Origin of the sequence: Novosphingobium sp. GV079, from assembly GCF_003058045.1 — a bacterium.
GTDB lineage: Bacteria > Pseudomonadota > Alphaproteobacteria > Sphingomonadales > Sphingomonadaceae > Novosphingobium > Novosphingobium capsulatum.
This window is the reverse complement of record NZ_QBUE01000003.1, coordinates 171,312-191,912: the sequence shown is the minus strand read 5'-3', so window position 1 is coordinate 191,912 and position 20,601 is coordinate 171,312. Positions and strand designations below refer to the sequence as shown.

19 protein-coding genes and 1 tRNA gene are annotated in these 20,601 nt (G+C 67.1%); 13 read left to right on the top strand and 7 right to left on the bottom strand.

What is annotated here, in order from left to right:
• The first annotated feature begins 1 nt into the window (after position 1).
• The 12 genes from C8K14_RS04710 to C8K14_RS04655 all read left to right on the top strand — a co-directional run bounded on the left by C8K14_RS04710 (position 2) and on the right by C8K14_RS04655 (position 13,322).
• Positions 2 to 943: a cell division protein FtsQ/DivIB gene (locus C8K14_RS04710; protein WP_054130586.1), complete on the top strand. Its 942-nt coding sequence runs from the start codon at positions 2 to 4 to the stop codon at positions 941 to 943.
• Between the two features lie 7 nt (positions 944 to 950).
• Entirely contained in the window at positions 951 to 2,234 is a 1,284-nt protein-coding gene (ftsA, locus tag C8K14_RS04705; protein ID WP_022675976.1) for a cell division protein FtsA, read from the top strand.
• A 218-nt stretch (positions 2,235 to 2,452) separates the two neighbouring features.
• Positions 2,453 to 3,916, top strand: a complete 1,464-nt coding sequence (ftsZ, locus tag C8K14_RS04700; protein ID WP_062786380.1) for a cell division protein FtsZ — start codon at positions 2,453 to 2,455, stop codon at positions 3,914 to 3,916.
• Positions 3,917 to 4,069: 153 nt separating this feature from the next.
• Entirely contained in the window at positions 4,070 to 6,157 is a 2,088-nt protein-coding gene (locus C8K14_RS04695) for an SPOR domain-containing protein (RefSeq protein WP_107715866.1), read from the top strand.
• Positions 6,158 to 6,371: 214 nt separating this feature from the next.
• On the top strand, positions 6,372 to 6,875 hold the full coding sequence (locus C8K14_RS04690) for a YbjN domain-containing protein (RefSeq protein WP_028658410.1): 504 nt from the start codon (positions 6,372 to 6,374) through the stop codon (positions 6,873 to 6,875).
• Between the two features lie 18 nt (positions 6,876 to 6,893).
• Positions 6,894 to 7,700, top strand: a complete 807-nt coding sequence (locus C8K14_RS04685; RefSeq protein ID WP_107715865.1) for a pyrroline-5-carboxylate reductase — start codon at positions 6,894 to 6,896, stop codon at positions 7,698 to 7,700.
• Positions 7,701 to 7,830: 130 nt separating this feature from the next.
• Entirely contained in the window at positions 7,831 to 8,574 is a 744-nt protein-coding gene (locus C8K14_RS04680) for a Bax inhibitor-1/YccA family protein (RefSeq protein ID WP_022678353.1), read from the top strand.
• A 232-nt stretch (positions 8,575 to 8,806) separates the two neighbouring features.
• Complete coding sequence (locus C8K14_RS04675; protein WP_133726760.1) at positions 8,807 to 9,577, top strand: hypothetical protein; 771 nt, start codon at positions 8,807 to 8,809, stop codon at positions 9,575 to 9,577.
• A gap of 103 nt (positions 9,578 to 9,680) precedes the next feature.
• Positions 9,681 to 9,756: transfer RNA gene (locus tag C8K14_RS04670), tRNA-Ala, on the top strand.
• Between the two features lie 179 nt (positions 9,757 to 9,935).
• Positions 9,936 to 10,991, top strand: coding sequence for a GTPase ObgE (gene obgE, locus C8K14_RS04665; RefSeq protein ID WP_028658298.1), 1,056 nt, complete (start codon positions 9,936 to 9,938; stop codon positions 10,989 to 10,991).
• A 236-nt stretch (positions 10,992 to 11,227) separates the two neighbouring features.
• The gene (gene proB, locus C8K14_RS04660; RefSeq protein WP_107715864.1) at positions 11,228 to 12,361 is read left to right on the top strand and encodes a glutamate 5-kinase; all 1,134 of its coding nucleotides are present in this window, start codon (positions 11,228 to 11,230) and stop codon (positions 12,359 to 12,361) included.
• A 25-nt stretch (positions 12,362 to 12,386) separates the two neighbouring features.
• On the top strand, positions 12,387 to 13,322 hold the full coding sequence (locus tag C8K14_RS04655) for an NAD(P)-dependent oxidoreductase (protein ID WP_107715863.1): 936 nt from the start codon (positions 12,387 to 12,389) through the stop codon (positions 13,320 to 13,322).
• Between the two features lie 18 nt (positions 13,323 to 13,340).
• Here the strand turns inward: C8K14_RS04655 and C8K14_RS04650 are convergent, their stop codons facing one another.
• Positions 13,341 to 14,354 carry an aromatic ring-hydroxylating dioxygenase subunit alpha gene (locus C8K14_RS04650; protein ID WP_107715862.1) on the bottom strand — a complete coding sequence of 338 codons (1,014 nt, stop codon included), beginning with the start codon at positions 14,352 to 14,354 and terminating at the stop codon, positions 13,341 to 13,343.
• Positions 14,355 to 14,413: 59 nt separating this feature from the next.
• Between C8K14_RS04650 and C8K14_RS04645 the strand changes: the two genes are divergently transcribed.
• Positions 14,414 to 15,043, top strand: a complete 630-nt coding sequence (locus tag C8K14_RS04645) for a TetR/AcrR family transcriptional regulator (RefSeq protein WP_158271865.1) — start codon at positions 14,414 to 14,416, stop codon at positions 15,041 to 15,043.
• 19 nt (positions 15,044 to 15,062) lie between these two features.
• Here C8K14_RS04645 and C8K14_RS04640 read toward each other — a convergent pair whose 3' ends face one another.
• The 6 genes from C8K14_RS04640 to cobA form a co-directional block, all read right to left on the bottom strand.
• Positions 15,063 to 16,466 (bottom strand): MFS transporter, encoded by a 1,404-nt coding sequence (locus C8K14_RS04640; RefSeq protein WP_199223689.1) that lies wholly within the window; start codon positions 16,464 to 16,466, stop codon positions 15,063 to 15,065.
• Positions 16,467 to 16,589: 123 nt separating this feature from the next.
• Entirely contained in the window at positions 16,590 to 17,390 is an 801-nt protein-coding gene (locus C8K14_RS04635; protein ID WP_107715860.1) for a phosphoadenylyl-sulfate reductase, read from the bottom strand.
• A gap of 4 nt (positions 17,391 to 17,394) precedes the next feature.
• Positions 17,395 to 17,835, bottom strand: a complete 441-nt coding sequence (locus C8K14_RS04630; protein ID WP_107715859.1) for a DUF934 domain-containing protein — start codon at positions 17,833 to 17,835, stop codon at positions 17,395 to 17,397.
• On the bottom strand, positions 17,828 to 19,462 hold the full coding sequence (locus C8K14_RS04625) for a nitrite/sulfite reductase (protein ID WP_107715858.1): 1,635 nt from the start codon (positions 19,460 to 19,462) through the stop codon (positions 17,828 to 17,830). Before C8K14_RS04625 ends, C8K14_RS04630 begins: the two co-directional genes overlap by 8 nt.
• Before the next feature lie 2 nt (positions 19,463 to 19,464).
• The gene (locus C8K14_RS04620; RefSeq protein WP_107716008.1) at positions 19,465 to 19,761 is read right to left on the bottom strand and encodes a DUF2849 domain-containing protein; all 297 of its coding nucleotides are present in this window, start codon (positions 19,759 to 19,761) and stop codon (positions 19,465 to 19,467) included.
• 8 nt (positions 19,762 to 19,769) lie between these two features.
• Entirely contained in the window at positions 19,770 to 20,537 is a 768-nt protein-coding gene (gene cobA, locus C8K14_RS04615) for a uroporphyrinogen-III C-methyltransferase (protein ID WP_107715857.1), read from the bottom strand.
• Positions 20,538 to 20,601 lie beyond the last annotated feature (64 nt).

Here is a 20,601-nt window from a genome sequence, read left to right as displayed (position 1 = left end):
CATGGCGCAGACGATCCGGCGTGGTGGCAAGGGCGTGCGGCGGGTGGCCGCGCAGCGCGGGGCCAAGGCCAAGGTGCAGACGGCGCGCAAGCAGACCGGCTCTGCCATCGGCCATGTCATGCGCGTGCAGCCGTTCAGCGAGGAAACGCTGCACCGGATCCTGTTGACCGTGATCCTGGGCACCGCGGCCGTCGCGGTGTGGACCGTGGCCAATATCGCCGGGGTTCCAGCGCTGATGGAAAGCGAAGTGGCGCGCCTTTCCCATGGCGCGGGTTTCGATGTGAAGCGGGTGGAAGTGCGCGGGGTCAAGCGCATGAACGAGCTGACCATCTATGAAAAGGTGCTGGGCCAGCGCGACCAGGCGATGTCGCGGGTGGACGTGGCGGCCCTGCGCGAAACGCTGCTCGGCCTGCCGTGGGTCAAGGATGCGCGCGTCTCGCGGCAATTGCCCGATACGCTGGTGGTCGACGTGGTGGAGCGCACCCCGCATGGCGTGCTGCGCAAGGGCGACCAGCTGATGCTGATCGACGAAACCGGGCATGAGCTGGAGCCGGTGAGCCCGGCCCGGGCCAAGGGCATGTTCGTGCTGTCGGGCGATGGCGCCGCGGCGCGGGTGCCCGATCTCAACCACCTGCTCGATGCCGCGCCCGCGCTCAAGCCGCAGGTGGCCGAGGCGGAATGGATCGGCAACCGCCGCTGGAACCTGACGTTCAAGACAGGCCAGGTGCTGGCCCTGCCCGAAGGCGCCGACGAATCGGCCGCCGCGCTGCTCGAATTTGCGCGGATGGACGGGGTCAATCGACTGCTCGGCGGCAAGGTGGCGAGCTTTGACATGCGCGCCAAGGACCGCACCTATCTGCTGGTGCCCGGCCATGCTGACGAGCTGGCCCAGGAACAGCGCGACAAGGCCAAGGCCAAGGCCGCCGCCAAGGCGAAGGACTGAACCGCCCGTGGCTGCACCCCGCATCACCAAGGTCTTTGCCGCCGTCAATCTTGGCTCGTTCCGCACCTCGGCGATGATCGCTGGCCTGTCCGAAGCGGGCGAACTGGTCGTGCTCGGCTCGGGCCACCGCGCCTCGCAAGGGATCAAGCGCGGCTATGTGGTCGATATGCTGGCCGCGACCCATTCGGTGCGCGACGCGATCGAGCGCGCCGAAAAGATGGCCAATACTTCGGTCACCCAGGTATTGGTCGGCTGTGCCGGCGCGGGCTTGGCCAGTTCCACCGCGCAGGTCGAGGTGGAGATCGGCGGCCGGCGGATCGAGGATGATGACATCCAGCACCTGCTGGTGGCCGCGCGTGATGTGATCCAGCCCGATGGTCGCACCGTGCTGCATGCCCAGCCGGCGCATTATACGCTCGATGGCGCGCATGGCGTGCCCAATCCCAAAGGGTTGCATGCCGATCGCCTGGCGGTGGATATCCACGTCATGCTCGCCGATGGCGCACCGATCCGCAACATCCGCGAAACGGTGGAGAACGCGCACCTCAAGGTGGATGGCGTGGTGGCAGCGCCGGTCGCGGCCGGGCTTGCCTGCCTGATGCCGGAAGAGCGTGATCTGGGCGTGGCTCTCGTCGATTTCGGTGCCGAGGTGACCACCGTGTCGGTCCATGCCGGGGGCATGCTGCTGGGCATGCAGGTGCTGCCGTTCGGCTCGGGCGATATCACCGATGCCGTCGCCTCGGCCTTTGGCATTCGCCGTTATCAGGCAGAGCGCCTCAAGTGCATGTCGGGTTCGGCCATTGCCAGCCCGGCCGACCATCGCGAGATGATTCCCGTCAATGCCCCCGGCGATCCGGAAGGGGCAGGGCCAGTGGCGCGCCATGCCGATGACAAGAACCGGATTCCCCGTGCCGAGCTGATTTCGGTGATCACCCAGCAACTTGGTCATTTTACCGACGAGTTGGGCCGCTGCCTCAAGGCCATGGGCTTTACCGGCACGCGGGGCCAGCAGGTCGTGCTCACCGGCGGGGGTGCACAGTTGCCGGGGCTGGCCGACTATGCCCAGTCGGCGCTGGGGCGGCCGGTGCGCATCGGCGCGCCGCCGGCCATGCTGGGCCTGCCGCAGGGCCATGCCACGCCCAGTTCGTCCACGCTGGTGGGCCTGGTGCTGCATGCTGCGTCCGATCCGATCGATATCCGCAAGTTGACGATGGCAGCGCAAGGCGGCGGCTCGACCACGCTGTGGGGCTGGGGGCGGCGGATCGTGCGCGCGCTCAAGGAATATTTTTAACGGTTATGGCACCGATCCCGGCCTTTCGTCGCACGAAGCAACCGGATCGGCCGATTTCGGCGCGAAATAGGAGATCGATCTTGTGGAAAAGCGCCGATCGCCTTTGATTCGATGAAACGTTCCGTGCCAAAGCTGGATAATCCGCATTTCGGCCGTTCCGGCCTTCGACCCGTCCCAACCGCCCGACCCGCAAGGGCCAACCCGTAAGGGAGACCGACATGAGCATCAACATCGGACCGCCGGCCATCGACGAGCTTCGGCCCCGTATCACGGTGATCGGGGTGGGCGGCGCAGGCGGCAACGCCATCGCCAACATGATCGGCGCCAATATCGAAGGCGTCGACTTCGTCGTGTGCAACACCGACGCGCAGGCGCTGAACAATTCGATCGCGGAAAACCGCATCCAGCTTGGGCCGGCGATCACGCAGGGCCTTGGTGCCGGTGCCCGCCCCGAAGTGGGCCGCGCCGCCGCCGAAGAAACCCTGCCCGAGCTTGAGCGCATTCTCGATGGCGTGCACATGGTGTTCATCGCCGCTGGCATGGGCGGCGGCACGGGCACCGGCGCTGCGCCGGTGATTGCCGAGGCAGCGCGCCGCAAGGGCGTGCTCACCGTGGGCGTGGTCAGCAAGCCGTTCCTGTTTGAAGGCACGCGCCGCATGCGCTCGGCCGAAACCGGCATCGAGGAACTGCAAAAGCACGTCGATACGCTGATCGTCATTCCCAACCAGAACCTGTTCCTGGTGGCCAAGGCGGAGACGACCTTCAAGGAAGCGTTCCAGCTGGCCGACGAAGTGCTCCAGCAGGGTGTGCGCTCGATCACCGACCTGATGATCATGCCCGGCCTGATCAACCTCGACTTTGCCGACGTGCGCTCGGTCATGGGCGAAATGGGCAAGGCGATGATGGGCACGGGTGAGGGCGAAGGCCCCAACCGCGCGCTCGAAGCGGCCGAACGCGCCATTGCCAATCCGCTGCTCGATGGCGTGTCGATGCAGGGCGCCAAGGGCGTGATCATCTCGATCATCGGCGGCGACGACATGAAGCTGCTGGAAGTGGACGAAGCGGCCAACCACATCCGCGAACTGGTCGATCCCAATGCCAACATCATCTGGGGTTCGGCGTTCAATCCCGATCTCAACGGCAAGATCCGCGTTTCGGTGGTGGCCACCGGCATCGAACAGAGCATGGAGCAGGCCGAACAGGCTGCCCGCCCGGTGAATCTGCCCGGCGGCACGCGTGGCCCGGCCTTTACCCCGGCCGCCGCGCCGCGTCCGGCGATCGCCATGCCCAGTGCGCCACAGGCACCTGCCGCCGCCACGCCGCCGCCTGCGGCCCCGGCCACGCCGCCGGCTGCCCCGGCCCAGGCCTGGGCGCCCGAGCCGGAAGCAACGCCGCCGGCCGATGATCCGCTGGACCTGACGTTCGATCTCGGTGCCGATCCGGCCCAGGACTATACCATCGATCCGGCGCCGGCTGCGCCCACGCCGCGCCTGGGCCTTGGCGCCGGGGCCGAGCCGGAACGCCCGACCCCGCGTGTTGGCGGTGGGGCAGGTGGCAGCACGCTGTTCGAACGCATGGCCAATCTCTCGCGCGGGGCGGCCCGCACGGAAGACGCGGAAGAGAGCGAGGATTCCGCTTCGCTCAGCATCCCGCGCTTCCTGGGTCGCCAGAACAACCAGTGATCGGCGCGGGCGGTCGTCGGTGATGACCGCCCGCTGCCCTGCCATTTTTACGATGCCATCTTCCCGATGCCGTCATCAGGCCGCCACTTTCCCCAGCGAGAGTGGCGGCTTGTTGTTCTGGCTTAAGACGCAATAGACTAAGGCGGCGCCACGATGACATTCCAGACTTTCCCCGCTCGCCCGAATCAGCTTCGTGGCGCCGCGCGCACCGCCTTGGCGCTTGCCCTGCTGGTCGGCGCAACCGCGCCGGTGCTGGCGCAGGATCTTTCGCAGATGCCGCAGCAATCGGTGCTCGATACGCCGGGCAGCCGCACTGCCCGCCCGGTCGCGCGCCCGGTGGCGCCGCTGCCAATGGTATCGAGCCCGGTGGTGCAGCCGCTGCCCACCACCAGCGCCGCCCCGATCGAGACCGGCAGCGTGTCGCGCCCGGTGGTGCAGCCGGTGCCAACCGGCGACGGGCAGACGCTCGATGCCGCGCTTGCCCGCCTGGCGCGCGATCCGCGCAATCCCGATGCGCTGCTCGATGCCGGCAATGCCGCGATGGCGCTGGGTGATGTCGATGCCGCACTCGGCTTCCTGCGCCGCGCTGACGAGGTTTCGCCGGGCAATGGCCGCATCAAGGCGCAGATCGGCAAGGCGGTGCTGCGCCACAACGATCCGGTTGCCGCGATCCGCGCCTTTGATGATGCAGAGCGTGCCGGGGCCGATCAGGCCGCCATGGCCGGCGATCGCGGCCTGGCGCACGATCTGGTGGGCGATAACGCCGTGGCGCAGCGCTATTACCAGCAGGCCCTGGCCCGCGCGCCCGATGCCGAGGTTACCCGCCGCCTGGCCTTGAGCCTGGCCATCGGCGGCGATCGTGCCGGTGCCGAGCGGGTGCTGGCGCCCCAGATCGCGCAGTCCGATCGCGCCGCCTGGCGTGTGCGCACCTTCATCCTCGCCATTGCCGGCCAGCCTGATGAGGCGGTGACGGTCGCCAATGCCTCCATGCCGCCGCAACTGGCCGCCGGCATCGCGCCCTATCTGCGCTATCTGACGCGGCTGACCCCGGCGCAGCAGGCCGCCGCCGCCAATTTCGGGCGCTTCCCGCGTGCCGCCGATATCGGCCGCGATGATCCGCAGATCGTGCAATACGCGCAAAGCCATCCGCGCCAGGCGCCGGTCTTGCTGGCCCAGGCCGCCCCGACCACGCCGGCTGCCGCTACGCCGGTGATCCGCCGTGATCGTCGCGGACGCATTATCCCGACACCTGCGCCAAGCATTCCGGCGCCGACCCGCACTGCGCCGACCCGCACTGCGCCGACCCAACTGGCGCAGAACAGCGTGGCGCAGCCCTTGCCGAGCATTCCCACGGCGACCCGCCCTGCCGCCGCGCCGGTGACATCTGCGCCAGCCCCGGCGCCCAGCTATCCGCCAGCGCCCACGCCCAGCTATTCGCCGGCGCCTGCGCCCACACCGGCCATTGTCCTGCCGCCGGTTCCCGCGGCCCGGCCCGTGCCCAGCGCACCGGCCTATACCCCGCCCGCACCGGTGCAGACGGCCATGGCGCAGCCCGCCGCATCGCCGCTGCCCGCGCCGCAAACCCTGGCGCAAGCGCAACCGCAGCCCCAGCCGACCTCGCCAGCACCGGCCCAACTGGCGCCTACTCCCGCGCCGCAGCCAGTGCCGGCTGGCGCGGCGCCTTCGCCCGATGGCTTTGCCACGCTCTTTGCCGGCTTTACCGCCCCCGCCGAAGAACAGCAGCGCCCCACCGTGGCGGTCGATATCGCCGCGATCCAGGCGGCCAACGAACGTGCGGCGGCCGAACGCGCCGCGATCGAGGCGCGCAAGGCGGCCGAGGCCAAGAAGCTGGCCGACGCCAGGAAGGCCGCTGCCGAAAAGAAGGCGGCCGCTGAAAAGAAGCTGGCCGATGCCAAGAAGGCCGAGGAAGCGCGCAAGGCCAAGGAAGAGGCCAAGCGCCTCGCTGCCAATCCGGCACGCACCTGGGTGCAGGTCCTGACCGGCGGCAACCGCGCCAAGATGGGCAAGGAATGGGCCGGGCTTCAGGCCAAGGCGCCCGAACTGCACGGGCGCAAGGCATACGTCACATCGTGGAACCGGGTCTATCGCCTGGTCACCGGGCCGTTTCCGAGCGATGCCGCTGCGCAGGAATTCGTGGCCAAGCTCAAGGCCAAGGGCGTCGGCGCGTTCCAGTTCGACAGCCCCGCCGGCCAGGCGATGGACAGCGTTTCGGCCAAGTGATTCTGCCGCGCCTGCCCCAAAGCGTGATGCCGGGGTGGGCGTGGCGGCGCTTGTCCACAAGTTTTGCACAGCGTTGTCGAGTTTTGCCCAAGGCTGGGCTAACGGTCGATTGTCGGCGGCCAATCGCTCCGCGATGGAACGAATGGAAACCACGGTCGCTGGTTAAGGCGCTGGCATTCTCGCTGGCATGGGCACCGTGTGAGGGGGCGTGATGATGCGAACCGGCCACGACGACAGCGACCGCGACGACGCCGCGCCGGTAGACATGCTCGCCTCGCTGTTCGAAGCGCGCGGCTGGCCCTGCGAATTCGTGTCGGACGACGAGATCCATGGCGAAGTGCAGGGCTCCTGGGCCACGTACCAGTTGCGCTGCATCTGGCGCCCCGAAGACCATGTGCTGCAAATCCTCTCGCTGCCCGATATCCGCGTGCCCGATGACAAGCGTGGCGCGATGTTCGAGGTCATGGCCCTGATTAACGAGCAGGTCTGGCTGGGGCACTTCGATATCTGGTCCAACGGCAGCGTGCTGCTTTACCGCCACGGGCTGATGCTGGGCGACGACGGCCTGCTCAGCCTGCACCAGGCGCAGGTGGCGATCGAAGCGGCCGTGGACGAATGCGACCGTTTCTATCCCGCCTTCCAGTTCATCCTGTGGGGTGACAAGAGCCCGGCCGATGCGCTGGCCAGCGCGCTGGTCGATGCCGCCGGCGAAGCCTGAATTCGGAGCCATTTGCTGATGACCTATTCCTTCCTCCAGTTCGGCTGTGGCAACATGGGCGGCGCGATGCTGACCGGCTGGCTCGCCAGCGGCATTGCCCCGGCGGCCTTTACCGTGGTCGATCCGCATCTGCCCCAGGCGCCGGCTGGCGTGCGCCTGCTGCGCACCGCGCCGACCGGCGAAGCGCCGCCCCGTTTCGTGCTGCTGGGCTTCAAGCCGCAGGGCCTTGCCGCCGCCACGCCGGCGATTGCGCCGCTGGTGGGGCAGGGCACGATCGTGCTGTCGATCCTGGCGGGGGTTGACCTCGCCACCTTGCGCGCGCGGTTTCCGCAGGCTGGCGCGGTGGTGCGGGTCATGCCCAACCTGGCCGCGGCCCTGGGCAAGTCGCCCATCGCGCTGGTGGGTGATGGCGATGCGGCGATCAATGCCGAAGTCACGCAGCTGATGGCCCCGCTCGGCACGGCCGAATGGCTTTCTGAAGAGGCGGAGATGGACCTGGTTACCGCGCTGGCTGGTTCGGGCCCGGCGTTCATCTATCGCGTCATCGATGCCCTGGCGGCCGGTGCTGCCGATCTCGGCCTGCCGCGTGCGCAGGCCGATCGCCTGGCATTGGCCATGGTCGATGGCGCCGCGGCGCTGGCCGCTGCGTCGGAGCATGGCCCGGGCGAACTGGCCCGCCGCGTTGCCAGTCCGGGTGGCACCACGCAAAAGGGGCTCGACGTGCTCGATGCCGATGATCGGCTTGCCAGCCTGATGCGCGATACGCTGCGCGCGGCCCGCGATCGCAGCGCGGAAATGACCGAGGAAGCCCGCGCCGCCGGCTGATCGGCGGGCACTGCCCGGGAATACATTTTGTCACATTTTCCGGGCACCGGTTTCGCTTGAAAGCGGGGCGCGGAAGGCCGATATTGCCGGCATGGGCGATTTTTGCCCGCAATGGAGAAAGTGCAAGCACATGGCAAACTGGAACGATCCTCGGCCCTCGCAGACGGGCTTCGGCGCGTCTCCGAGCCTGTCGGGCGCCTATGGCCGTGGCGACGTGTTTGACGCCGGCCTGCGCCGCTACATGCTTTCGATCTACAACTACATGGCCTCGGGCGTCTTGCTCTCGGGCATCGTCGCACTGGTGTTCGCCACCAGCGGCATGGCCGCCGCCGTGTTCGGCACCCCGCTGCGCTGGGTTGTCGCACTGGCGCCGCTCGCGTTCGTCATGGTCATGAGCTTTGGCATCAACAAGATTTCCACCGGGACGCTCAAGGCGCTGTTCTGGGCGTTCAGCGTGGCGATGGGTCTGTCGCTGTCGTCGATCTTCTTCGTCTATACTGGCGCATCGATCGCGGCCACGTTCTTTGCCACCGCCGGCGCTTTTGCGGGTCTGAGCCTGTTTGGCTACACCACGCGCAAGAGCCTGTCGGGCATGGGCACGTTCCTGATCATGGGCCTGTTCGGCCTGATCATCGCCTCGGTGATCAATCTGTTCCTGGCCTCGCCGGGCCTCGCTTGGGGCATCAGCTTCCTGGGCGTGCTGATCTTTGCCGGTCTGACGGCGTATGACACGCAGCGCCTCAAGGAACAGTATGCCTATGTGGCGGGTACGGCCATGGCCGAAAAGGTCGTGGTGATGGGCGCGCTGACGCTCTACCTCGACTTCATCAACATGTTCACCTCGCTTTTGCAACTGATGGGCGATCGTCGCTGATCACCCCATTGCCTGCACGGCGGGGAATACGGTAGATTGCGTGCCCGGCAACCTTTTTGGTTGTCGGGCATTTTCCTTTCTGGGAAAGCAGGTTACCAATTTCAGTCAGCTTTCAGAAAGGTTTGGCGCTCCACCAAAGGGCGCCACGCACGTGATCCGGGGTCTATCCATGGTGGGAATGCCGCGCGCCAGCGCCAATAACGTTTCGAAAATTCATGAGGGGGATATGGCCATGTCGCATGCGCGCCACTCTGCGCGGCCCACGCGGGCGCTTGCCTATGCATTGACTGCCGCGCTCGGCCTGGTCCTTGCTGGGTGTGCGGCCAAGGCCCCGCCGCCACCCCCGCCGCCGCCCCCGCCACCGCCGCCCAAGGTCGTGATCGTGCCGGCGCGGCCGATGCCGCCCAATGGCGCCAGCGCCAACCTGACGGTGCCGCCGCTGGCCGCCACCGGCCTGCGGGAATCGGTCAATCGCAACATCACGCCCGCGCAGATGGTTTGGAACCTGCGCTCGGCCTACAACGTTGCCGCGCTCAACTGCACTGGCCCGCGCCATGTCGAGCTGTTGCCGCTCTATCGCACGTTCCTCAAGTCGCAGGCCAAGGGGCTCGACAAGGCCAATCGCACTGTCGACCAGGAATTCAAGGCCAAGTTCGGCAGCAAGTTCATCGCCCCGCGCGAGCAGTACATGACCGCAGTTTACAATCATTACGCCCTTCCGGCGACGATGGGTGATTTTTGCGATGCAACGCTGGCGGTGGCGCGCGATGGCGCCGCTGTGCCCGCTGCCGAACTCGAGGCCTTTGCGGTGCGCAGCCTGCCCAACATCGAAATCGTGTTCGATGCGTTCTATCGCCGATATGACCAGTATCGTACCGATCTGGCTATCTGGCAGGCACAATATGGTGGTGCCCAGCCTGGCTCCACTATCGTGATTCCGACCGTTGCCAGCGACAACTCGACCAGTGGGACACCAACTACGCAGGCCACCGGCGCGCTCTAAAAAATATCACTTTTGCTCTTGGCGCCGCCATGGCTCTGCGCTAATGGCGGCGCTCCCGAAGCACGGGGCGCCTAGGCGGCCCTGCTTTGGACGATACTGGAACGGGGCCGTAGCTCAGCTGGGAGAGCGCGTCGTTCGCAATGACGAGGTCAGGGGTTCGATCCCCCTCGGCTCCACCAGTATAAAATTGAACGGATCGGTTCCATTTCCGGTCCCCATGCTCGCCAGCCTGCTGCCAGCCTGAATTCCGACGCGCCATCAGCCGACGGGCCGGGTGGGCAAAGCGGGCCTTGGCGCAATCGGCGTTTGCTGCAAAGGCGCCGGCTGCGCCCATTCAGGACTGCCGGACGCCAACGCCATGCACTTTCTCGATCAGGCCAAGATCTTCATCCGCTCAGGGCAGGGTGGCCCCGGCGCGGTCAGCTTCCGGCGCGAGAAGTATGTCGAATATGGCGGCCCCGATGGCGGCGATGGCGGCAAGGGTGGCGACATCATTTTCGAGGCGGTGACCGGCCTCAATACGCTGATCGATTTCCGCTATACCCAGCACTTCAAGGCCCAGCGCGGCCACGGCGGCGCGGGCAAGAACCGCACCGGTGCCGGTGGCAACGATCTGGTGATCAAGGTGCCGCTCGGCACCCAGGTGCTGGACGATGACCGCGAGACTGTGCTGGCCGACCTGACTGAAGTGGGCCAGCGCGTCGTCCTGCTGCGCGGCGGCGACGGCGGGCGCGGCAACCTGTCGTTCAAATCCTCGACGAACCGCGCGCCGCGCCAGTGCGGGCCGGGCTGGCCGGGTGACGAGATGTATGTCTGGCTGCGGCTCAAGCTGCTGGCCGATGCCGGGCTGGTGGGCCTGCCCAATGCCGGCAAGTCTACCTTCATCAACCAGATCACCAATACCAAGGCCAAGGTAGGCGATTATGCCTTTACCACCACGCGGCCGCAGTTGGGCGTGGTGCGGCACCGCGCGCGCGAATTCGTGCTGGCCGATATTCCTGGCCTGATCGCGGGTGCGGCCGAAGGCGCGGGCATTGGCGATCGCTTCCTGGGCCATATCGAGCGCTGCCGCGTGCTGATCCACCTGATCGACATTCACGGCACCGATCCGGCAGAGGCGCTGGCGATCGTCGAAGAGGAACTGGCTGCCTATGGCGCCGGGTTGGAAGACAAGCCCCGCGTGGTGGCGCTCAACAAGATCGACCTGGTCGATGCCGAACTGGTCCGCGCCTTTTCGCGCGAGCTGATTGAGGCGGGCGCCGCGCGCGTGTTCCCGATTTCGGGCGCAACGGGCAGCGGCATGGATGATCTGCTCGATGCCGTGCTCGATTACCTGCCGGCCGCCACCACGACCGAGCGGCCGACCGGCGAAGTGGAAGACGAGGCCGACGCCAAGCCGTGGTCGCCGATTTGAGGCTTGTTTTTGCAGCTTTTCATCAGCTGCTTTAGGGCTCCACCACCCCCAAACCCCCTCCTCTAAAGAGGATGGGGCTTCCCGCATTGCTTCTCCCCATCCTCTTTAGAGGAGGGGGCGGGGGGTGGTGTGATGCCATGCGCATCCTGGCGGAAAACACCCCCGCGCCAAAGCGTGTCACAATTCCTTCAAGCGCCCTTCACCTGCCCGATCATTTGGCCTAAGCCGCGCCGATCATGCGCATTGCCCAGCTGTCTCACCTCGCCGATCCTGCCGTGTGCCCGCGCCTTGTCATCAAGGTCGGCTCGGCGCTGCTGGTGGGCAAGGACGGGCAGCCGCGCCGCGATTGGCTGACGGCGTTGGTGGCCGAAATCGCTGCCGCCCGCGCTGCCGGGCAGCAGGTGATCGTGGTGTCTTCGGGCGCGATTGCGCTGGGTGCGCGCAAGCTGGGCCTGGCCAAGGGCGGGCGGGGCAGCTTGGCCGATGCCCAAGCCAGTGCTTCCGTTGGCCAGATCGCGCTGGCGGGCCTGTGGGCCGAACTGCTGGCCAGCCATGGCATCACGGCGGCGCAGATCCTGCTGACGCTGGAAGACTTGGAAGACCGCCGCCGCTATCTCAACGTCACGGCCACGCTGGGGCGGCTGCTGGCGGCTGGCGCGGTGCCGGTGATCAATGAAAACGATTCGGTCGCCACGCAGGAAATCCGCTTTGGCGACAACGATCGTCTCGCCGCGCGCGTGGGCCAGGCAGCTGCGGCGCAGGGCGTGCTGCTCTTGTCGGATATCGACGGGCTGTATGACCGCGATCCGCGCTTGCCCGATGCGGTGCGCATTCCGGTGGTACAGGGCGTCACGCCGGAAATTCATGCCATGGCCACGGGCGGATCGTCGTCCGGCCTGGGATCGGGCGGCATGACATCGAAGCTGCAGGCGGCTGAGATTGCCGAAATGGCCGGCATGGCTCTGGCGATTATCGATGGCCAGCCGGTCTCGCCGATCGCTGCGGCCTTTGACGCCACGCGTGGCACGCTGTTCGTGCCGCGCCGCCGCCACACCGCGCGCAAGGCCTGGCTGGGCGGGCGCCTGCGCATGCGCGGCACGGTGACGGTCGATGCCGGTGCCGCCGCTGCCCTGGCGCGCGGGTCCAGCCTACTCGCTGCCGGCGTCACCGCGATCGACGGCGATTTCGCGCGGGGCGATGCCGTTGCCGTGATCGGCCCCGATGGGCAGACCCTGGCGCGCGGCCTGGCGGAATACGACGCGGCAGAGGCAGCGCGGCTGCTGGGCCATCCCTCGTCGGCGCACGAGGCGATCCTGGGCTATGCGCCGCGCTCCGCGTTGATCCACCGGGACCAGATGGTGCTATTGTGAGGCTGCCGGTGTCGAGGGTCGGCGCATGATGGCGCTTCGCCAAAGACCGGGGGAATTGCTGGCGGTGACCGGTGCCACCGGGTTCGTCGGCCAGGCCGTGCTGGAGCAGGCGGCGCGTGCTGGAATGGACGTGCGCGCGCTGACGCGGCGTCCGCAACCCGCGCGCGAGGGCGTGGAATGGGTCCAGGGCGATCTGCACGATGCCGCCGCGCTCAAGCGGCTGGTGCATCGTGCCGGGGTGGTGCTGCACATTGCCGGGGTGGTGAACGCGCCGGATGAGGCGGGCTTTCACGCCGGCAACGTCACTGGCACGCTCAACGTGGTCAACGCCGCGCTGGCGGGCGGGGTGGAGCGCTTCGTCCACGTCTCGTCGCTCTCTGCGCGCGAGCCGCAGCTGTCGGTCTATGGCGCCAGCAAGCGCAAGGGCGAGATGATCGTGCGCGCCTCGAGCCTGGATTGGACCGTGGTGCGCCCGCCGGCGGTCTATGGCCCGCGCGACACCGAGATGTTCGAGCTGTTCAAGCTGGCGCGCAAGGGCATCGTGCCGCTGCCGCCCGAAGGTCGCGCCTCGATCATCCATGTGAACGACCTGGCGCGCCTGCTGATCGCGCTGGTGCCCGGTGGCGAGGACGTCACCAGCCAGACGTTCGAGCCGGACGATGGCACGCCCGGTGGGTGGAGCCATACCGACCTGGCCCGCGCCATTGGCCTCGCCATGGGCAAGCGAGTCAAGCCGCTGCCGCTGCCGCGCGGCGTGCTGGAATGGGCGGCCAAGGCCGATCGCTGGGCGCGCAAGGACAAGGCCAAGCTCACGCTCGATCGCGTGGGCTATATGTGCCACCCCGACTGGACGGTGAGCGATGGCGCCCGCCCGCCAGCCAGCATGTGGGAGCCGCAGGTGGAAACCACGCTGGGTCTCCACGCCACGGCGGCATGGTACAAGGAAGAGGGCTGGCTGTAGGACGGCAGCCCGGTTGCGTTATGCGGGCTGCAGGGCAGGTTCGGCTGCCTCGCGCTTGCGCAACTGCATCATGCGGCGGCGCACCCGCACCGCGCCGGCATCAGACGCCAGGATCAGCGGCCGCGCCGCCCAGAACTCCTGACCATCGAGGCCGGCTTCGGCAGCCTGGATCATCGGCTCATCCTCTTCGAGAAAGACCTTGAGTGCCATGGCCTTGGCGGCATCGCCCGGTTCGCGCGTATAGAAATAGTGCGAGGTAGTGGCCGTTGCCGGCGTGATGATGTGCGGATTGGCCATCGGCGGGACCAGCGGCTGGCCGCTGTCGCCGCGGGTGAGTTCGATGAACAGCGCCATGGATGCTGGCGCGTGCCAGCGGATGTGCATCTTCTGGTCGGTATTGGTGCCGGGCGGCAGCATAGGCTTGGCCCATTCCGGCGCCTTGGCATCGACCATGTCCCACTTGTTCCAGATGCCGCCGGTATCATCGGTTTCGACGCTGTGCTTGCCGCCGAACAGCGAGCCGTTCACGCCGAAGGTTTCGACATGCAGGAATTCCGCGTGGCTCAGGTCCATCAGGTTATCGGTGATGAATTCATAGCCTGCATCCATCAGCAGGCTTTCACACACCACCTCCGCCCCGTCGGTCACGAACGAAAAATCGGGAATGAGCGCAGGATCGGCAAGCGCGGCATCGCCCGGCCAGAACCACAAGGCACCGTGCCGCGCCACGATCGGGCGCGTGGCCACCTGGGCATCAGGGACCGGCGTGGCAAATGGCGTATGCGCGCAGCGGCCATCGGCGCCAAAGCCCAGGCCGTGATAACCGCATCGCAGCATGTCGCCCACGCGCTTGCCCCGGCTGAGCGGCACGAAGCGATGCGGGCAGCGATCGGCCAGCATGGCATAGCTGCCATCGCCCAGCCGATAGATCGCCCAAGGGGCATCGAGCAGGCGGCGGGCGAGCACGCCATGATCGGGCACCTCGTTTTCCCAAGCCGCCATATACCAGAGGTTGCGCACGTAATCAGACATGGCCAAGCTCTCCCGCTATCGAATTAAATAAACTTGATGGTTTCTTTATGGCAGGGACGATGACGACGCAAGCCGCCCGACCGATTCGCAGCCGCAAGCCCGAAGCCGTGCGCGAGCGCATTCTTGATGCCGCGCAGGCCGAGTTCATGGCGCATGGCTTTGCCGCGGCCAGCACCAACCGCATTCTGGAGCGCTTTGCCGGGTCCAAGCCCACGATGTTCCGGCATTTTCCCACCAAGCGGGCGATGTTTGGCGGGGTGGTGCAGCGCATTGCCGCGCGCTGGCGCAGCGCGATTGATCCGGCCGGGATCACGGCGGATGATCCGCGGGGCTGGCTTCAGGCATTCGGGCTGTTGGCGCTGGCGTGGATCACCAGCGACGAGAATATTTTCGTAGGCCGCATGGCGGTGGCTGAAGGCGCGGAATTTCCCGAGGTGTCGGAACTGTATCGGCGCGAAGCGGTGCAGCCGATCGAGGCTACGCTGGCCGATCGGCTCAGCGCCTGGGCGCAAGCCGGCTTGATCACCACGGCAGACCCGGCGCGCGACGCGCTGGCGTTCCTCGACCTGACCTTAGCCGGCCAGGTCAGCCGGCTGCTCTATGGCGCGCCACGGCCCGATTCTGCCGCCTTGGCCGCGCATGTTGGCTATTGCGTCACGCTGTTCCTGAACGGGCGGATGGCGCGATAGGGCTGCGCTTCTTTGCGCCTTATCCCGTGGTCAGCGTCCGTCCGGCCTCGTGCGGCAGTTTCAGCGCGCTGATCACGCCGCCGAGCGAGAGCACAGCCATGGCAATGAACGCGAAGCGATAGTCCGCGCCCTGGCCGTTCAGCCCAACCGCGCCCGCCAGGGCATCGCCCGCGTGCACGCTCATCGCCGCCGCGGTCACGCCAGCGGCGGCGCCCAGTTGCAGGATGGTGTTGAACAGGCCGTTGGCATCGCCCATCGCGGTGCGGTCCACATCGGCAAAGGCCAGGGTGGAAAGCGACGAGAACTGGAGCGAGCGGGCCAGGCCGTTGACGAACAGCAAGGCCGCCACCAGCACGGCTGGCGAATGCGGGCCGATCGCCGAAAGCGAGAGCAGCGAGGCAGCGCAGATCACGCCGTTGATCACCAGCACGTTGCGATGGCCGAAGCGGCGCAGGATGCGTTCGACCAGCGCCTTCATCGCGATGTCACCGGCAAATAGCGCCACCACGAACAGGCCGGCATGCACCGCGCCATAGCCGAAACCGGCCTGCATCATCAGCGGCAACAGGAACGGCACGGCGCCGATCGCCATGCGGCTGAGCGATCCGCCGCTGACCGCCGCGCGGAACGATGGGATCTTGAGCGCGCCCAGATCCAGCAGCGGATTTGGGCTGCGGCGCAAGTGGGCCATCGTGATCGTCAGCATCGCAAGCCCGGCACACACCAGGCCCAGGCCCAAAGCGTCGATCCGCCGGGCGCTATGCTCCAGGCCGATCTGCAAGGCGAACACGCCAACGGCGGTGAGCGCAAAGCCGGTCCAGTCAAACCGGCGGCGCGGGCCGCGCACGTCGGGGATCAGCCACAGCGCCGCGAGCAGGGCGAGGACGCCCAGCGGCACGTTGAAATAGAAGATCCAGCGCCAGCCCAGGTGCTCGGTAATGAAGCCGCCCACTGGCGGTCCGACCACTGGCGCGAACAGCGCGGGCCAGATCAGCGCCGAAAGCGTGGCGATAAGCTGGTCGCGCGGGGTGTGGCGCATCACCACCAGGCGCCCCACCGGCGTCATCATCGCGCCGCCGATCCCCTGGAGCACGCGCAGGGCCACGAATTCCGGCACCGATTGCGCCTGTCCACACAGCGCCGATGCCACCGTGAAGATCGCGATCGCGGTCACGAAGATGCGGCGCGAGCCAAAGCGATCGGCCAGCCAGCTGCTGGCGGGGATCAGCACGCCGAGCGCGAGCATGTAGGCTGAAATGCCGATGTCGAGCGCGACGGCCGATGTACCGAAGGTGCGCGCCATCGAGGGCAGCGCGGTCGTCAGGATCGTCCCGTCGAGGATTTCCATGAACAGCGCGCCGGTGACCAGCCACATGATCAGGCGGCGGCGCAGCGGGGTGATCGGGGCGATCTCGTCAGTCAAGGGCAGGGCTTTCCGGGCAGGCGGGACTGGCCTGCCTTGACGAAAGCGCGCGCCCGGATCAACCCTGCGGGACCGATCAAATTTTGCACGGAACCATAAGGAAACCGCAGGCTTGGGCGCGGGTCAGAACACCGGTTCGTAGCCGGGGGGCAGCTCGCTGCCGTCGCCGTCATCCGTGCTGCCAGGCACGTGGATGCCGCATTCGGTCTTGTCCCACCCCTTCCAGCGGCCCGAGCGCGGGTCTTCACCTGGTGCCACCTTGCTGGTGCAGGGGGCGCAGCCGATCGAGGGATAGCCTTGCGCCACCAGCGGGTGATGCGGCAGGCCATGGACGGTGAAATAGGCGTCCAGCGCGTCCTTGGTCCAGCTGGCGAGCGGATTGATCTTGAGGCGGCCGGCTGCATCGCTGCTATCCAGCTCGAAGCGGGGCAGGCCAGCGCGGGTGGACGACTGGAAGCCCTTGCGCCCGGTGATCGTGGCATCCAGGCCCGCCATGGCCTTGGCCAGCGGGATCACCTTGCGGATTTCGCAGCAGCCATCCGGGTCCCACGACCAGCGCAGGCCCGCTTCGTCCTTCTTGGCCACAGTGGCGGTATCGGGTTCCAGCACGACCAGGTTGGTTAGCCCGAGTTGCGCCACCAGGGCATCGCGATAGGCCAGCGTTTCGGGAAAATGCTTGTGCGTGTCGAGGAACAGCACCGGGGTTGCCGGATCGACCTGCGCCACCAGATGCAGCAGCACGGCGCTTTCCGCGCCAAAGCTGGAGACCACCGCCACGCGCCCCGCCAGCCCTTCGCCCAGCACGGCCGCCAGCATATCCTGCGTGGAGGCCTCAGCGAACCGCGCGTTGAGCGCGGCTACCTCGGCCGCGGTAAAGCGCGGGCCAAGGTCGAGTGTGTCGGGGGTGCGGGCGGGGCTGGCCATGGCGTCAGGCTTTCGCGGCCGGGTGGCGCGCGGCCCAGATCGGGGCGCGGCAATCGACGGTCTGCTGATAGACTTCCGGCCAGGTGGCAAAGGCGGCTTCGGCCGCCTCGGCGCTGATCGGCTTGTCAGGGGCAAAGGAATCGAACCCGCACCGGCGCATGTGCGAAAGCTGATCGATCAGCACATCGCCCACCGCGCGCAGTTCGCCGGTATAGCCGCGTTCGCGCAACGACCGCGCGGCGGAATAGCCCCGGCCATCGGCAAACGAGGGGAAATTCACCTCGATCAGGGCAATGCGCTCCAGATGCGGCAACAGCGCCAGGGCATCGTCGCCCGGCTCGATGCGCACGGCGGTGGCATTGCTCTGCGCGGCAAAGGCATCCACCGTCACGGCTGGGTCACCCACGGGCTCGTCAGTGCGATAGCGCAGCACGGTCTCAACCATAGATCGCCTCCTTGAACGGGGCCATGCCGATGCGGCGATAGGTATCGAGGAAGCGTTCCGCGCCCTCGCGACGGGCGAGATAGACGTCCGTCACCTTTTCGATGGCATCGACCACGCCGTCTTCGGAAAAGCCCGGGCCGGTGATCGTGCCGAGCGAGGTGTCGGCGCTTTCCGCGCCGCCGAGCAGCAGCTGGTAATTTTCCACGCCCTTGCGATCCACCCCCAGGATGCCGATGTGGCCGGCGTGGTGGTGCCCGCAGGCATTGATGCAGCCGGAAATCTTGAGCTTCAGCTCGCCCAACTCGCGCTGGCGACCGATGTCGGCAAACCGGTCGGTGATCTTCTGCGCCAGCGGCAGCGAGCGGGCATTGGCCAGCGCGCAGTAATCGAGACCAGGGCAGGCGATGATATCGGTGATGAGATCGAGGTTGGGCGTAGCCAGGCCCGCCGCGTCCAGCGCCTGCCACACGCGATAGAGATCGGCCTTCTTCACATGCGGCAGCACGATGTTCTGCGCATGGCTGACGCGCAGTTCATCGAGGCTGTAATCGCGCGCGAGATCGGCCATCAGGCGGATCTGGTCGGCCGTGGCATCGCCCGGAATGCCGCCCACCGGCTTCAAGCTGATCGTGACGATCGCATAGCCGGCCTGCTTGTGGGCATGGACGTTCTGATCGACCCACAGCGCGAAATCGGGATCGCTGCGATCGAGATCGTCAGACAGCCCGCTTTCAAGACCGGGATCGGCGAACATCGCCTTGATCCGCTCCAGCTCGGCCGGCGGCGGTTCAAGGCCCAGGGTGAGGATATGGGCAAATTCTTCCTGCACCTGGCGGCTGTATTCGGCGACGCCGATTTCGTGGACCAGGATCTTGATCCGCGCCTTGTACTTGTTGTCGCGGCGGCCGTGGCGGTTGTAGACGCGCAGCGCCGCTTCGAGGAAGCTGATCATCTGCAGCGCGGGCACGAATTCGGCAATGCACGGCGCGATCATCGGGGTGCGGCCCATGCCACCGCCGGCAAAGAACTTGCAGCCGATTTCGCCGGCCTCGTTCTTGACGATCTGGATGCCGATATCGTGCAGGCGCATCGCCGCGCGGTCGGTCTCGCTGGCGATGATCGCCACCTTGAACTTGCGCGGCAGGTAATCGAATTCCGGGTGGAACGTCGACCACTGGCGCAGCAGTTCGGCATAGGGGCGCGGATCGGCCACTTCATCGGCGGCGGCGCCGGCAAAGTGATCGGCCGTGGTGTTGCGGATGCAGTTGCCGCTGGTCTGGATCGCGTGCAACTGCACCTTGGCCAGATCGGCCAGGATATCGGGCGCATCGGCCAGCTTGATCCAGTTGTACTGGATGTTCTGCCGTGTGGTGAAGTGGCCATAGCCACGGTCATACTTGTCGGCAATGTCGCCCAGCACGCGCATCTGCGCGGAATTGAGCGTGCCATAGGGCACCGCCACGCGCAGCATATAGGCGTGCAGTTGCAGGTAGAGCCCGTTCTTGAGACGCAGCGGCTTGAACTGGTCTTCGGTCAGTTCGCCCGAGAGGCGCCGGGCCACCTGGCCGCGAAATTCGGCCACGCGCGCATCGACCATCGCCTGGTCGTGTTGATCGTATTGATACATGGTCAGATTACCCAGCTGCCGGCCTGCGGATCGGCAGGCTTGAGCGAAAGATCGAGGCGCACAGTGGGCCCCAGCGCGCGGATGCGGTCCTTGATGTGCGCCGGGCGCACGGTGCCATCGGCGGCGACGGCATCGATCACGTGCGTGTCGGTCACCACCTGCTTGGCGTTTTCACGCGCGATAATCGCGTCGGCATCGTGGGTTACCGCCACGGCATTGTCGACATGGCGCGACCAGCCTTCGCCGGTCCACCAGATCACGTCACCCGTGCGCAAGTCGTTACCCGTGATGATCTTGATCTTCTCGCTCATCGGGCTGCCTCCACAACCGCTTGCAATTCCATGATGTCTCCCCGTGCGGTCACTTCGCCGATGACGATCAGTGCCGGACTCTTGATGCGTTCGCGCTCGACCAGGTCGGCCAGCCCCGCCAGCGCGCCCCTTACCACGCGCATCTGCGGGCGCGAGGCATTTTCGATCACTGCCACCGGCATGGTTGGCGCCAGGCCATCGGCCATCAGCTTTTCGGCGATGGCGGCGGCGGTGGCCACGCCCATGTAGATCACCAGGGTGCGGCCAACGCCAGCCAGGCCCGCCCAGTTCTGGTCGGCAAGGCCCTTGCACTGCCCGGCCACGAACGAGACGATCGAGGCATTCTCGCGGTGAGTCAGCGGGATCTGCGCTGAAGCAGCCGCGCCCAGTGCCGCGCTCACCCCAGGCACCACTTGCACCGGCACACCGGCGGCGTGGCAGGCCTCGGCCTCTTCGCCGCCGCGGCCGAAAATGAACGGATCGCCGCCCTTCAGGCGCACGACATCGTGCCCGGCCAGCGCTTCTGCCACGAGCAGGGCGTTGATGTCTTCCTGCCGCATGGTGTGGCGCGCGCGCTGCTTGGCCACCGACACGAAGCGGGCGCCGCGCGGGGCCATGGCCAGCACGGCCGGATCGACCAGGCCATCGTGGACCACGACCTTGGCCTTCATTAGCAGGCGTGCGGCGCGCAGCGTCAGCAGGTCGGGATCGCCGGGGCCGGCGCCGACCAGAAACACGGTTCCGGGGAGGGGGGCATGACTCATGCTGGGGCATGTGGGCGCAGCGGCGCCATCGTGCCAGCGAGAATCGATTGGGCGGGGGCTAGGT